The organism is Aliivibrio finisterrensis (assembly GCF_008933155.1).
In the GTDB taxonomy this organism is placed as follows: Bacteria; Pseudomonadota; Gammaproteobacteria; order Enterobacterales; family Vibrionaceae; genus Aliivibrio; species Aliivibrio finisterrensis.
The window spans coordinates 133,619-148,474 of record NZ_WBVP01000007.1; the positions used below are offsets into that span (position 1 = coordinate 133,619).

The following is a 14,856-nucleotide window of genomic DNA, read 5'->3' on the forward strand; positions in this document are numbered from 1 at the left end:
AGGGGTAGCTGTTGTGAATATGAACGCAACTCTGCTTGGTCAAGCAATCGCTTTCGCACTGTTTGTTTGGTTCTGCATGAAATATGTATGGCCACCAATCATGGAAGCGATCGAGGCACGTCAGAAGTTAATTGCTGACGGTTTATCTGCCGCTGAACGCGCAGCTAAAGACCTTGATTTGGCACAAGCCAATGCTTCTGATCAACTGAAAGAAGCAAAGCGCGCTGCAACTGAGATCATCGAACAAGCGAACAAACGTAAAGGTCAAATTTTAGACGAAGCCCGTGAAGAAGCACTGACTGAGCGTCAGAAGATTCTTACACAAGGTGAAGCTGAACTTGAATCTGAACGCAAACGCGCTCGCGATGAACTGCGTAAACAAGTTGCAACTCTGGCTGTGATTGGTGCCGAGAAAATCTTGGAGCGTTCTATTGATGTAGAAGCTCAGAAAGATATTCTTGATAACATCACTGCGAAATTGTAAGTAAAAGGGGCCAAGATATGTCGACAATGACAACCATCGCACGCCCCTACGCGAAAGCAGCTTTTGACTTTGCGGTCGAAAAGAATGAATTGGACCAATGGGTTCAAATGCTAACTTTTTGTTCAGAAGTCACAAAGAATGAAGACGTTGCTCAGTTACTTGATGGTGCTATTGCACCAGATAAACTGGCAGAAATCTTTATTTCAATTTGTGGTGAACAATTGAACGAGTTTGGACAGAACCTGATTCATGTAATGGCTGAAAACGGCCGTTTGAAGGTTCTACCTGATGTGTTAGAACAATATATCTTTTTAAAACATGAGTTTGAAAAAATGATTGATGCTGAAGTCATTTCAGCAGTTGAACTAACAGAACAGCAAAAAGCTGACATTAGTGCCAAACTTGAAGCTCGTTTAGAGCGTAAAGTGAAGCTGAATTGTAGCGTAGATGAGGCCCTACTAGCTGGGGTCATAATTCGAGCCGGAGACCTAGTCATTGATAACTCAGCACGTGGCCGTTTAAGCCGCCTGAGTGAAACATTGCAGTCTTGATGGGGAATGGAGCATGCAACTTAATTCCACGGAAATTAGCGATCTAATCAAACAACGTATTGAACAATTCAACGTTGTAAGTGAAGCTCGCAATGAAGGTACAATCGTTTCGGTAAGCGACGGTATCATTCGTATCCACGGCCTTGCAGACGTTATGCAAGGCGAAATGATTGAATTACCGGGTGGCCGTTATGCGCTAGCACTTAACCTTGAGCGTGACTCAGTTGGTGCGGTAGTAATGGGCCCATATGCTGACCTACAGGAAGGCATGAAAGTAACAGGTACTGGTCGTATCCTTGAAGTACCAGTAGGTCCTGAAATGCTAGGGCGTGTTGTAAACACACTTGGTGAGCCAATTGATGGTAAAGGCCCTATTGATGCGAAATTGACTTCTCCAGTAGAAGTGATTGCACCTGGTGTAATCGATCGTAAATCAGTAGACCAACCTGTACAGACTGGCTATAAGTCAGTTGACTCAATGATCCCAATCGGCCGTGGTCAGCGTGAGCTAATCATCGGTGACCGTCAGACTGGTAAAACAGCAATGGCGATCGATGCGATCATTAACCAGAAAAATTCTGGTATTTACTCAATCTATGTTGCGATTGGCCAAAAGGCATCAACAATTGCTAACGTAGTTCGCAAATTAGAAGAGCACGGGGCGTTAGCTAACACTATCGTTGTTGTTGCTTCTGCTTCTGAATCTGCTGCGCTGCAATACCTTGCACCGTACTCAGGTTGTGCGATGGGTGAATACTTCCGTGACCGCGGTGAAGACGCACTGATTGTTTATGATGACTTATCTAAGCAAGCAGTTGCTTATCGTCAAATTTCTCTACTACTGAAACGTCCACCGGGCCGTGAAGCATTCCCTGGTGACGTATTCTATTTACACTCTCGTCTACTAGAGCGTGCTGCTCGTGTAAGCGAAGCGTATGTTGAGAAATTCACTAATGGTGAAGTGAAAGGTAAAACAGGTTCTTTAACTGCTCTACCTATCATCGAAACTCAAGCTGGTGACGTATCTGCATTCGTACCAACTAACGTAATCTCGATTACTGATGGTCAGATCTTCCTACAAACAGAACTGTTCACCGCTGGTGTTCGTCCTGCGGTAGATCCAGGTATCTCTGTATCTCGTGTAGGTGGTGCTGCGCAGACTAAGATCATTAAGAAACTGTCTGGTGGTATTCGTACCGCGCTTGCACAGTATCGCGAACTTGCAGCGTTTGCTCAGTTCTCATCTGATCTTGATGACGCGACTAAAAAGCAACTTGATCACGGTGAAAAAGTAACTGAACTTATGAAACAGAAACAGTACGCGCCAATGTCTGTTTTTGATCAAGCGTTAGTTATCTTTACAGCTGAGAAAGGCTATTTGAATGATGTTGAGCTTTCTAAGCTTGCAGATTTTGAAGAAGCTCTGCTGTCGTATGCTCGTGGTCAATTTGCCGATCTAGCAACAGAGATCGACTCATCGGGTGCTTGGAATAATGAAATTGAAGCTCAGTTCGTGAAACTGGTTGAAGATTTCAAAGCAACCCAGACCTGGTAATTCGTTGGTGGCCTGTTATGGGTCACCCGAAAACGGAGAGTAACGATGGCCGGTGCGAAAGAGATTCGTAACAAGATCGGGAGTGTAAAAAGCACTCAAAAGATCACGAAAGCAATGGAAATGGTAGCCGCTTCTAAAATGCGTCGCTCGCAAGAGTCGATGGCTGCGTCTCGTCCATATGCTGACACAATACGTAAAGTAATCGGTCATTTAGCGCTTGGTAGCCTCGAGTATCGTCATCCGTATCTTGAGGAACGCGAAGCTAAGCGCGTTGGTTACATTATTATTTCTAGTGATCGTGGTTTGTGTGGTGGCTTAAACATTAACTTGTTTAAGAAAGTCATGACAGAAATGAAAGCATGGTCAAAAGATGGTGTTGAAATTGATTTAGCCGTTATTGGCTCTAAAGCAACAGCATTTTTTAACAGCTATGGCGGTAACGTTATTGCTCAAAACTCTGGCTTAGGTGACAACCCAAGTCTTGAAGAATTGATCGGTAGTGTTGGCGTTATGCTAAAGAAATACGATGAAGGCCAGCTGGATCGCCTATATGTAGTGAACAATAAGTTCATTAACACTATGGTGCAAGAGCCAGCAATTGACCAATTACTTCCTTTGCCTAAATCTGAAGATGAAGCAATGAAACGTACTCATTCTTGGGATTACATTTATGAACCTGAGCCTAAACTACTGCTAGATACATTATTGGTTCGATACGTTGAATCACAAGTATATCAAGGGGTAGTTGAAAACTTAGCGTGTGAACATGTAGCGCGAATGATTGCGATGAAAGCAGCGACTGATAACGCTGGTGACATTATTGATGAACTGCAACTTGTGTATAACAAAGCCCGTCAATCGGCGATTACACAAGAGCTTTCAGAAATTGTTTCAGGCGCATCAGCGGTTTAAGCAATAGGTATTTAAACAGTTTAGAGGATTAACGATGACTACAGGTAAGATCGTACAGATCATCGGTGCGGTAGTCGATGTAGAGTTCCCACAAGGCAATGTACCTCGTGTATACGATGCTTTGAATGTTGTTGATGCAAAAGAACGTCTTGTTCTTGAAGTGCAACAGCAAATCGGTGGCGGCGTAGTGCGCTGTATCGTAATGGGTAGCTCAGATGGTTTACGTCGTGGCTTAACAGTAGAAAATACTGGCGCGCCAATTACTGTTCCAGTGGGTACTAAAACTTTAGGCCGTATCATGAACGTTCTTGGTGACGCGATTGATGAGTGTGGCGAGATTGGTGCTGAAGAGCATTATTCAATTCACCGCGAAGCGCCTAGCTATGAAGAGCAGTCTAACTCGACTGAACTTCTAGAGACGGGTGTTAAGGTAATCGACTTAATTTGTCCATTCGCTAAGGGTGGTAAAATCGGTCTATTCGGTGGTGCTGGTGTAGGTAAGACTGTCAACATGATGGAACTTATCAACAACATCGCACTACAACACTCTGGCCTATCTGTATTTGCAGGTGTAGGTGAGCGTACTCGTGAAGGTAATGATTTCTACTTTGAAATGCAGGAAGCTGGTGTTGTAAACATCGAGAAACCTGAAGAATCAAAAGTAGCAATGGTTTACGGTCAAATGAACGAGCCACCAGGTAACCGTCTACGTGTTGCACTGACTGGTCTAACAATGGCAGAGCGTTTCCGTGACGAAGGTCGTGACGTACTGTTGTTCGTTGATAATATTTACCGTTATACACTAGCAGGTACTGAAGTATCAGCACTGTTAGGTCGTATGCCATCAGCGGTAGGTTACCAACCTACTCTAGCTGAAGAGATGGGTGTTCTTCAGGAGCGTATCACTTCAACTCGTAGTGGCTCTATCACTTCAGTTCAAGCGGTATATGTACCAGCGGATGACTTAACGGATCCATCTCCAGCAACAACGTTTGCTCACTTAGATGCGACAGTTGTACTTAACCGTAATATCGCGTCAATGGGTCTATACCCAGCGATTGACCCGTTAGACTCAACATCTCGTCAACTTGATCCACTTGTTGTTGGTCAAGAGCACTATAATATCGCTCGTGGCGTTCAATCGACACTTCAGCGTTATAAAGAGCTAAAAGACATCATCGCTATCCTAGGTATGGACGAGCTATCTGAAGAAGATAAGCAAGTTGTATCTCGTGCCCGTAAGATTGAGAAATTCTTAACTCAACCTTACCACGTAGCAGAAGTATTCACCGGTGACCCAGGTATTTACGTACCACTTAAAGACACATTAGCTGGCTTTAAAGGTCTATTAGCGGGTGATTACGATGACGTTCCTGAGCAAGCCTTCATGTACTGCGGTAAGATTGAAGACGCGCTTGAGAAGGCGAAGAAGCTATAAGGCTGATTAGGAGGCGATATGGCAGTAATGACCTTTCACCTGGACGTTGTAAGTGCTGAGAAGAAATTATTCTCAGGACTAGTAGAAACGATGCAGGTGACCGGTAGCGAGGGTGAACTTGGTATTTTCCATGGGCACGCACCGCTGCTGACCGCTATCACGCCTGGTATGGTGCGTATTGTTAAACAACATGGTCACGAAGAGTACATTTATGTCTCTGGTGGCATTGTTGAGGTTCAACCTGGTTCGGCTACTGTTCTTGCAGATACCGGTATCCGTGGTGAAGACCTAGACGCAGCTAAGGCAGAAGAAGCTAAACGCAAGGCTGAAGAGAACATCAAAAATCAGCATGGCGACATTAACTTCGCTCAAGCGGCCAGTGATTTGGCTAAAGCGATCGCACAGCTTCGAGTTATCGAGCTGACAAAACGTTCGCGTTAATCAAGCACCATTAGAAAGAAGGCGACCTATTTTGGTCGCCTTTTCTTTGTTGAATGTTAATATTCTTATTTATCGACATGTTAATTCCATTAATTATTACTTTGTATTTAACTCAGTAGTCAGTAATGGATTTAGTATTTTGATTTCCACTAGCTAGGTAGATGTTATCGTTCTAGAGTTAGAGTCGATATCAGTTAGCATAATAATAGAATGGGCTTTTCATGAAATTCAGTGCAGTAATTTTAGCGGCGGGTAAAGGCACTCGCATGTACTCAAACAAACCTAAAGTACTTCATACTTTAGCGGGTAAACCAATGGCGAAGCATGTAATTGATACATGCGAGGGCCTTGGTGCTCAAAACATCCATTTGGTTTATGGTCACGGTGGTGATCAGATGAAAGCTGAGTTGGGTGAAGAGCGTGTTCAATGGGTACTTCAAGCTGAACAATTAGGTACTGGCCATGCTGTAAATCAAGCGGCACCAGAGTTTGCTGATGATGAGAAAGTATTAGTCTTATATGGTGATGTTCCACTTATTAGTACTGAAACCGTTGATAATTTATTAGAAGCTCAACCAACAGGTGGTATTGCGTTACTTACAGTAGTTTTAGATAACCCTATGGGCTATGGACGTATTATTCGTCGTAATGGTCCTGTGATTGCGATTGTAGAGCAGAAAGATGCTACGGAAGAACAGAAGTTAATTAAAGAGATTAACACTGGCGTAATGGTTGCGACAGGCGGTGATTTGAAACGTTGGTTAGCGGCGCTTAAAAATGAAAACGCTCAAGGTGAATATTACCTTACCGATATCATTGCAGCAGCTCATGACGAAGGTCGTGCAGTAGAAGCTGTTCATCCAGTAAGCCCTATTGAAGTTGAAGGCGTGAATGATCGTGCTCAATTAGCTCGTTTAGAAAGAGCATTTCAATTAGCGCAAGCACAAAAACTATTAGAACAAGGCGTTATGCTTCGCGATCCTAGCCGTTTTGATCTTAGAGGATCATTGCAATGCGGTATGGATATTGAGATCGATGCTAACGTGATCATTGAAGGTAACGTGACGATTGGTGATAACGTCGTTATCGGAGCGGGCTGTGTACTTAAAGATTGTGAGATTGATGATAATACGATTATCCGTCCTTACAGTGTGATTGAAGGTGCGACCGTTGGTGAAGATTGTACTGTTGGTCCATTTACTCGTTTACGCCCAGGCGCAGAGCTTTGTAATGATGCTCACGTAGGTAACTTTGTTGAAGTGAAGAATGTTCGTCTTGGGGCAGGCTCTAAAGCGAATCATTTAACTTATCTTGGTGATGCTGAGATTGGTAAACGCGTAAACGTTGGTGCCGGTGTGATTACATGTAATTACGATGGTGCGAATAAATTTAAGACGATTATTGGTGATGACGTGTTTATTGGCTCTGATAGCCAGCTTATTGCGCCGATTATGATAGCGAATGGCGCGACGGTAGGCGCGGGCTCTACAGTGACTAAAGATGTGGCTGAAAATGAGCTGTACATTAGCCGAGCTAAAGATCGTCGCATTGCTAATTGGCAGCGTCCAACGAAAAAATAATTAATAGGTAACCAGTTGATAATAAAAAAGAAGCCATTAGGCTTCTTTTTTTATACCTGCCTATAGACAAAAAAAATGCTGACCGAAGTCAGCATTTTTTAAAATTCTATTCGAAAAATTCGAATTAAGCTGGAGTAACGTCTGCAGCTTGTGGGCCTTTTTGACCTTGTTCAACAGTGAAAGTTACCGCTTGGCCTTCTTTCAGAGTTTTGAAACCTTCAGTTGCGATAGCACGGAAGTGAACGAATACGTCAGCGCCGCCGTTATCTTGAGTAATGAAACCGAAACCTTTCTCTTCGTTGAACCACTTAACGATACCAGTTGATTTAGACATAATAAATCCTAATTTTTTTAAATTAAATAATTCGCATAATGCGAAGTTGTAGCCATAAAGAATTATTTATTTGAGGTAAAACATATGTATAAAAAGCTTCAAGCATAACTGGTAAAGCAGTATAACGAAGGTTTCAAAAGCATAATATTACAGATAAATAGGTCTGTTTACAGGCCGAGAAAAATAATAGCATTTTTTAACCGATTGTATAGTAGAATTTCAAAAATGAATGAAAATAAGGCTAAAAAATTATTAGCCTTATAAATGCCATACGCTATTAAGATAAAAAGAACTGATAAGCAGGGTTATCTGTTTCATCCTTACATTGGTAGCCTAACTCTTTGAGGTGCTTTGAGAAATCAAAGAGATCGTTATCATCTAGTTCAAAACCACATAACACACGTCCATAATCAGCTCCGTGATTGCGATAATTGAACAAACTTATATTCCAATGTGTGCCTAAAGTGCTTAAGAATTTAACCAGTGCACCGGGGTATTCTGGAAATTCAAAACTGTATAAACGCTCTTTTAAGGGTTTAGATGGCTTTCCACCAATCATATAACGGATATGCAGTTTCGCCATTTCATTGTCAGAGAGATCAACAACAGGGTAATCGCCTTGCTGTAAATCATTAATGATATTATCGAGCTCTTGCTGCCCTTCTTGTAAGCGAACACCGACAAAAATATTGGCTTGTTTGTCATCATTATAACGGTAGTTGAATTCCGTTACGGCTCTGCCGCCAATCAGGTTACAAAACTCAAAGAAAGCGCCTTGACGTTCAGGGATCGTTACCGCTAATAGGCCTTCTCGTTTTTCACCTAATTCACAGCGCTCGGAGACGTAACGTAAACCATGAAAATTGGTATTGGCACCAGAAAGTACCGTCCCTAGTTGTTTATTTTCTAGTTGATGCTTATCGGCAAATTTTTTCAATCCAGCTAATGCTAAAGCACCTGATGGCTCTGCGATTGCGCGAGTGTCTTCAAAAATATCTTTAACCGCCGCACAGATTTCATCACTGGATACCGTAATATGACCATCTAGGTATTTTTGGCATAAGCGGAAAGTTTCATCACCAATACGTTTAACCGCTACACCATCAGCAAACATACTGACTTGGTTAAGAATGACTGGCTCACCAGCATCTAGTGCCGCTTTTAAACAGGCAGAGTCTTCGGGTTCAACTGCAATGACTTTTATATCAGGCATTAGTTGCTTAATAAGAACAGCAACCCCTGATGCTAAACCACCACCACCAACAGGAACAAAGATATAATCGAGATGGCCATTTTGTTGCAGCATCTCCATTCCTATTGTCCCTTGACCAGCAATGATTAATGGGTGGTCGAATGGAGGTACAAACGTATAGCCGTGAAGCTCAGATAAACGTTCAGCTTCGGCTTTTGCTTCATCAAAGTTACTGCCATGAAGTACGACATTACCCCCAAATCCTTTTACGGCTTCAACTTTAATATCAGGGGTGGTTTTAGGCATAACGATAGTCGTTTGAATACCTAATTTAGTGCCTGATAACGCCATGCCTTGCGCATGATTTCCAGCTGAGGCTGCAATCACTCCGGCTTTTTTTTGTTCTTCAGTTAAGTTCGAGACCATATTATAAGCGCCACGAAGTTTAAAAGAATGAACAGGCTGGCGATCTTCTCGTTTTAGTTGCACTCGGTTATTAACACGTTCTGATAAACGTGGCATATCTTGAAATGGCGTTACTGTGGCAACTTCATAGATAGGCGCTCGTAAGATCTGGCGCAGATATTCTGCACCAGTTTGATTGGAAGGTGTTGTCATAAGATCTATCCTTCTAATTTAGATTTATCACGTACCGCGCCTTTATCTGCACTGGTTGCCATGCTTGCATAGGCTTTTAGTGCAAAAGAGACTTCACGTTGACGATTAACAGGCTTCCAGCCCTGCTCATTTTGTTTCTCACGGCGTTGTTGAAGTTCTGATTCTGAAACGTCGAGGGTAATTGAGCGGTTTGGAATATCAATGGTAATGATGTCACCGGTATTAACTAAACCAATGGTGCCACCACTTGCAGCTTCTGGAGATACATGGCCAATAGACAGGCCTGAAGTGCCGCCAGAGAAGCGGCCATCAGTAAGAAGCGCACACGCCTTACCTAGTCCCATCGATTTAAGATAAGTGGTTGGGTACAGCATTTCTTGCATACCAGGGCCGCCTTTAGGTCCTTCGTAGCGAATAACCACAACTTCCCCAGCTTTTACTTTTCCGCCTAAGATACCTTCAACTGCACTGTCTTGGCTTTCAAAAACAATCGCAGGACCTTGGAATTTTAGGTTATCTTCATCAACACCAGCGGTTTTTACAATACAGCCATCAACCGCAACATTACCAGAAAGAACCGCTAGGCCACCTTCTTGGCTAAAAGCGTTCTCTTTTGTTCGAATACAGCCATTTTCACGATCGTCATCTAGGCGATCCCAACGGCAATCTTGTGAGAAGGCTTTGGTGGTTCGAATGCCAGCAGGACCTGCGCGGAAGAACTTAAGTACCGCTTCATCTTCAGTTTGCATAATGTCGTATTGGGCTAGCTGTTCTTTCATTGTTAAGCCTAGTACGGTATTAGTATCACGATTAAGTAGGCCTGCACGATCTAATTCACCAAGAATAGCCATAACACCACCAGCACGGTGAACGTCTTCCATATGATATTTAGGCGTTGATGGAGCGACTTTACATAGGTGAGGTACGCGACGAGACATTTCATCAATGTCACCCATATCAAAATCAATATCGCCCTCTTGAGCTGATGCAAGAAGGTGAAGAACGGTATTACTTGATCCCCCCATTGCAATATCAAGTGCCATCGCATTTTCAAACGCAGCACGGTTAGCAATATTGCGTGGTAATGCGGAATCATCCCCTTGCTCATAATAGCGTTTCGTTAATTCAACGACACGTTTACCGGCATTGATAAATAGTTGTTCACGATCAGCGTGAGTAGCTAGCATTGAGCCATTACCCGGTTGAGATAAACCAAGAGCTTCAGTTAGGCAGTTCATCGAGTTAGCCGTAAACATACCAGAACAAGAACCACAAGTTGGGCATGCAGAGCGCTCTACTTGCTCACTTTGTTCATCAGAGATAGTTGGATCAGCGCCTTGGATCATGGCATCAACTAAATCAAGTTTAATGATTTGATCTGAAAGCTTCGTTTTACCTGCTTCCATTGGGCCGCCAGATACAAAGATCACTGGAATGTTAAGACGCATTGCCGCCATCATCATTCCTGGAGTGATTTTATCACAGTTAGAGATGCAGACCATCGCATCGGCACAGTGTGCATTCACCATGTACTCAACAGAATCTGCAATCAGTTCACGTGATGGTAGAGAATAAAGCATACCGCCGTGGCCCATCGCAATGCCATCATCAACAGCGATGGTATTAAACTCTTTAGCGATACCGCCGGCTTTTTCAATTTCACCAGCAACTAGCTGTCCCATGTCTTTTAAATGAACGTGACCCGGAACAAATTGAGTGAATGAGTTAACAACAGCGATGATTGGTTTGCCAAAATCTTCTTCTTTTACCCCTGTTGCACGCCATAATGCACGTGCGCCAGCCATGTTACGGCCATGGGTGGTGGTTGCTGAACGGTATCTGTTTTTAGGTGATGTAGGCATGTCATTAATCCTTTAAATTTTTATCTTATGCGCGATTCAATGTAGATACATGAACCGCGGTAATATCCCAAAGTTTTTCAATTTGATTGATAAGCAGGCTGATAGGACGATCGCTTTCTACAATAATTTCGATAGCAGCAATTCCACTTGATTGGTTTTGAGTCGCTAATACTTGTTTGATAGCAAAACCACGGTGGCGAATAACACGTAATACACGCTCTAGTAATACCGGCTTATCGGTGGCTTCAATTTCTAAAATATAACGTTGCATTATTCACCCTCTACCATGTCTTGATTTGCTGCGCCTGGCGGAACCAGTGGCCACACATTTTCTTCCTCAGAGATCAGTACGTGTAATAAATACGCGGTCTTGCTTTCAAGCATCTCTTTTAAGGCCGGCTCAACTTCTTCTTTTGTCGTGATGGTTTTACCTGGAATATCAAATGCTGCAGCCAGTGCAACAAAATCAGGGTTATCATCTAGAATCGTCTCACTGTGGCGACCATCAAAAAATAGTGACTGCCATTGGCGAACCATACCTAGACGTTGGTTATTGAGCAGTACCATTTTTACGGGAATTTGTTTGCGTTTGATGGTTCCAAGTTCTTGAATATTCATCATGAATGAACCATCGCCTGAGATCAGAATGGATTGATCATCTGGGCGAGCCACTTTAGCGCCCATTGCCGCTGGTAAGCCAAAACCCATGGTGCCAAGACCGGCAGAAGTTAAGTAATTCTCAGGAGCGCGTGGTTGAATATGTTGCGCTGCCCACATTTGGTGCTGTCCAACATCGGTAGCGACAATTGAGCTATCTGGCATCATGTCAGATAACTGCTTTAATAACAGCGGAGCGTAGATTAGTTCGCCGGGATGGTCATAACGCCATTTAAATTCAGTACGCAGCGCTGATACATGATCTAACCAAGGCGTTAAATCTTGAGAAGTATTTAACTGCGGTAAGATGGCATTAATATCGCCACGTAATGTGGAGTGAGCGTGACGAAGTTTATTGAACTCTGCAGCATCAATATCGATATGAATGACTTTGGCGTGGGGAGCGAAGCTTTCTAGCTTTCCTGTTACACGATCATCAAAACGAGCACCGACAACAAGCAATAGATCGGACTCTTGAACGACAAGGTTAGCAGCCTTAGTTCCGTGCATTCCTACCATGCCTAAATAGTATGGGTCATGACGCTCAATTGACCCTAACCCTTTAAGCGTACTAACAGAAGGCATTGGATTGTGACGTAAAAATTCACGAACAGAATCAGTAGCATGAGCAAGTTGCACACCACCACCAACATATAATACTGGTTTAGCGCTGTTTTTTAGTATCGCTTCAGCAGCTTCAATACTCTCTGGTGATGCAACAGGAATTGCTGGTGGTTCAAAGTGAGGAAGCGTCGTTACAGGCGCTTCAGCAACCTGAACATCTTTTGCTATATCAATAAGAACCGGGCCGGGACGACCTGTTTTAGCCACTTCAAACGCTTCTGCAATAACCGGGGCGAGTTCATTGATATCAGTAACAAGGTAGCTGTGTTTAGTACAAGAGAGAGACATCCCGATGACATCCATTTCTTGGAAAGCATCAGTACCGATTAAATGACTGGCAACTTGACCAGTAATAGCGACAAGAGGAATGGAATCAAGCATGGCATCAGCAAGGCCAGTAATGAGGTTAGTAGCACCTGGTCCAGAAGTCGCTAAACAAACAGCCACGTCTTTTGTTGAGCGAGCCATTCCGATAGCTGCCATTGCTGCACCTTGCTCATGACGGCATAAGATATGTTCTACACCACCATCGTACAGCGCATCATAAATAGGCATTATTGCGCCACCCGGATACCCAAAGACCGTTTTTATTCCTTCATCTCTTAAGGCTTTTACTACTAACTGTGAGCCATTCATACACTATCACTCCTTGCGTGAGTGGTTGTTTCTCTATTCTTGCACATCATGTGCTCCCATTTCTTCCTGAATCTATAAAAAAACCCCCTTGCTTGTAAGCTTGGGGGTTTTAAGTGTGCGTTGCTATTGCGACTTTTTGCTCACTCATCCCCGCGCGGTGACCAGAATCACCACGAGAATGTTAATAATTAGAATATTCAGTTGAGCAACAAAAGTCATTTAATCTGTCCGTAAGCGTGTTTTTTTTGATAATTCGTTACATTAACTTAGTGGTAACACAGACATGGCTCTCATGACAAGAAAAAACTCTCATTTTATTCACAATTCTGGTTCATTTAGCGCTTATATATAACAAATCAATAAAAAGCGTCGAAATAGTCGCTTTATAAATCATTGGGTAGGGAAATGGGATTAGCAATAATACACAGTCGAGCATGTGTTGGTGTTGAAGCACCAGAGGTAACGGTTGAGGTTCATATCAGTAATGGAATGCCGGGATTTAGTTTAGTTGGATTACCTGAAACCACAGTTAAAGAAGCGAAAGATAGGGTAAGAAGCGCCATTATTAATGCTAACTTTGAATTTCCATCAAAGCGGATCACGGTGAATTTAGCTCCGGCGGATTTACCTAAAGAAGGAGGGCGGTTTGATCTTCCTATTGCGCTTGGCATTCTTGCTGCTTCAGATCAAATACCAGAAACGAAATTGGATGGGCATGAGTTCGTGGGAGAACTTGCTCTTTCTGGTGAGTTGCGTCGAGTAAAAGGCGTGTTACCCGCAGCTTTAGCCTCGTTAAAATCTAATCGGTGCTTAGTGGTTCCTGATGAAAATGGTGATCAGGCTGCGTTGGTTGGAAAAGATATCCATAAATCAGCCCCTCATTTGTTATCGGTGTGCGGTTTCCTTTGTGGGCAGCAACAACTTGGATTATTAACGTCTGAAAAAATAGTACAAGAAGTGGAGGCCATGGAACGAGATCTACAAGATATTATTGGCCAACAACAAGGTAAACGAGCGTTAGAAATCGCTGCAGCAGGAGGTCATAATTTATTGTATCTCGGTCCTCCTGGGACAGGCAAAACCATGCTGGCTTCTCGCATGAGTGATCTATTACCCGAGATGACCAATGATGAGGCATTAGAAACTGCGGCTGTCGCTTCATTAACTCATCAAAATATTACAGAATCTAATTGGCGATCGCGTCCCTTTCGTTCTCCGCATCACTCTAGCTCTATGGCCGCGTTAGTTGGTGGTGGTTCGATACCAAGACCGGGAGAGATCTCGTTAGCCCATAATGGGATTCTATTTTTAGATGAAATGCCGGAATTTGAGAGAAAAGTGCTCGATTCATTGCGTGAGCCTTTAGAGTCAGGCGAAATTGTCATTTCTCGTGCAGCGAGTAAGACACGGTTTCCTGCTCGTTTTCAATTAGTAGGTGCATTAAATCCAAGTCCTACGGGTTATTACGAAGGTAATCAAACTCGTACTAATCCGCAGCTTATTTTGCGCTACTTAAATCGTATATCAGGTCCGCTGCTTGATCGCTTTGATATGTCTTTAGAGATCCCTTTATTACCTAAAGGAACCTTAACGGAAGGGGGAGATAGGGGAGAATCAACCCAAACCGTGAAAGAAAGAGTGATTTTAGCTCGAATGCGAATGCTTAAACGCAGTAATAAAATTAATGCTTTATTGGGTAGTCGAGAAATAGAACAGTATTGCCCATTACATAAAGATGATGCGGCTTTTTTAGAGAATACGCTACATCAGTTAGGCCTTTCTATTCGTGCTTATCATCGGATCATTAAAGTAGCGAGAACGATTGCTGATTTAGCGAATGAAGAACATATTCAACGTATTCATTTAGCCGAAGCGGTAGGTTATCGCGCCATGGATAGGCTTTTAAAGCAACTGACAGCACAAGCAGTTTAAGGTCACTTATTCTGATACGGATAAAACTTATTAACAATAT

General features: G+C 43.0%; 13 protein-coding genes. 8 read left to right on the forward strand and 5 right to left on the reverse strand.

The window, feature by feature from the left end:
- Positions 1-13 precede the first annotated feature (13 nt).
- The 7 genes from atpF to glmU all read left to right on the forward strand — a co-directional run bounded on the left by atpF (position 14) and on the right by glmU (position 6,961).
- Positions 14-484: a F0F1 ATP synthase subunit B gene (atpF, locus tag F8B77_RS08500; RefSeq protein ID WP_162922486.1), complete on the forward strand. Its 471-nt coding sequence runs from the start codon at positions 14-16 to the stop codon at positions 482-484.
- A 17-nt stretch (positions 485-501) separates the two neighbouring features.
- Complete coding sequence (atpH, locus tag F8B77_RS08505) at positions 502-1,035, forward strand: F0F1 ATP synthase subunit delta (protein ID WP_151654996.1); 534 nt, start codon at positions 502-504, stop codon at positions 1,033-1,035.
- 13 nt (positions 1,036-1,048) lie between these two features.
- The gene (atpA, locus tag F8B77_RS08510; protein ID WP_151654997.1) at positions 1,049-2,590 is read left to right on the forward strand and encodes a F0F1 ATP synthase subunit alpha; all 1,542 of its coding nucleotides are present in this window, start codon (positions 1,049-1,051) and stop codon (positions 2,588-2,590) included.
- A gap of 45 nt (positions 2,591-2,635) precedes the next feature.
- Positions 2,636-3,502: a F0F1 ATP synthase subunit gamma gene (gene atpG / locus F8B77_RS08515; RefSeq protein ID WP_151654998.1), complete on the forward strand. Its 867-nt coding sequence runs from the start codon at positions 2,636-2,638 to the stop codon at positions 3,500-3,502.
- A 34-nt stretch (positions 3,503-3,536) separates the two neighbouring features.
- Positions 3,537-4,940, forward strand: a complete 1,404-nt coding sequence (atpD, locus tag F8B77_RS08520; protein WP_151654999.1) for a F0F1 ATP synthase subunit beta — start codon at positions 3,537-3,539, stop codon at positions 4,938-4,940.
- Between the two features lie 18 nt (positions 4,941-4,958).
- A complete protein-coding gene (locus F8B77_RS08525) occupies positions 4,959-5,381 on the forward strand; it encodes a F0F1 ATP synthase subunit epsilon (protein WP_151655000.1) in 423 nt (140 codons plus the stop codon).
- A gap of 221 nt (positions 5,382-5,602) precedes the next feature.
- Positions 5,603-6,961 carry a bifunctional UDP-N-acetylglucosamine diphosphorylase/glucosamine-1-phosphate N-acetyltransferase GlmU gene (gene glmU / locus F8B77_RS08530; RefSeq protein WP_151655001.1) on the forward strand — a complete coding sequence of 453 codons (1,359 nt, stop codon included), beginning with the start codon at positions 5,603-5,605 and terminating at the stop codon, positions 6,959-6,961.
- Between the two features lie 124 nt (positions 6,962-7,085).
- Here the strand turns inward: glmU and cspE are convergent, their stop codons facing one another.
- From cspE to ilvG, 5 genes are all read right to left on the reverse strand, one after another.
- On the reverse strand, positions 7,086-7,295 hold the full coding sequence (gene cspE / locus F8B77_RS08535) for a transcription antiterminator/RNA stability regulator CspE (protein ID WP_005421580.1): 210 nt from the start codon (positions 7,293-7,295) through the stop codon (positions 7,086-7,088).
- Positions 7,296-7,572: 277 nt separating this feature from the next.
- Positions 7,573-9,105 carry a threonine ammonia-lyase, biosynthetic gene (ilvA, locus tag F8B77_RS08540; RefSeq protein ID WP_151655002.1) on the reverse strand — a complete coding sequence of 511 codons (1,533 nt, stop codon included), beginning with the start codon at positions 9,103-9,105 and terminating at the stop codon, positions 7,573-7,575.
- Between the two features lie 5 nt (positions 9,106-9,110).
- Positions 9,111-10,967 (reverse strand): dihydroxy-acid dehydratase, encoded by a 1,857-nt coding sequence (gene ilvD, locus F8B77_RS08545; RefSeq protein ID WP_151655003.1) that lies wholly within the window; start codon positions 10,965-10,967, stop codon positions 9,111-9,113.
- Positions 10,968-10,992: 25 nt separating this feature from the next.
- Positions 10,993-11,238 carry an acetolactate synthase 2 small subunit gene (ilvM, locus tag F8B77_RS08550; RefSeq protein ID WP_151655004.1) on the reverse strand — a complete coding sequence of 82 codons (246 nt, stop codon included), beginning with the start codon at positions 11,236-11,238 and terminating at the stop codon, positions 10,993-10,995.
- Entirely contained in the window at positions 11,238-12,884 is a 1,647-nt protein-coding gene (gene ilvG / locus F8B77_RS08555; protein WP_151655005.1) for an acetolactate synthase 2 catalytic subunit, read from the reverse strand. Before ilvG ends, ilvM begins: the two co-directional genes overlap by 1 nt.
- Positions 12,885-13,289: 405 nt before the next feature.
- Here ilvG and F8B77_RS08565 point away from each other — a divergent pair, with 405 nt between their 5' ends.
- Entirely contained in the window at positions 13,290-14,816 is a 1,527-nt protein-coding gene (locus F8B77_RS08565; protein WP_151655006.1) for a YifB family Mg chelatase-like AAA ATPase, read from the forward strand.
- The last annotated feature ends 40 nt before the right edge of the window (positions 14,817-14,856 follow it).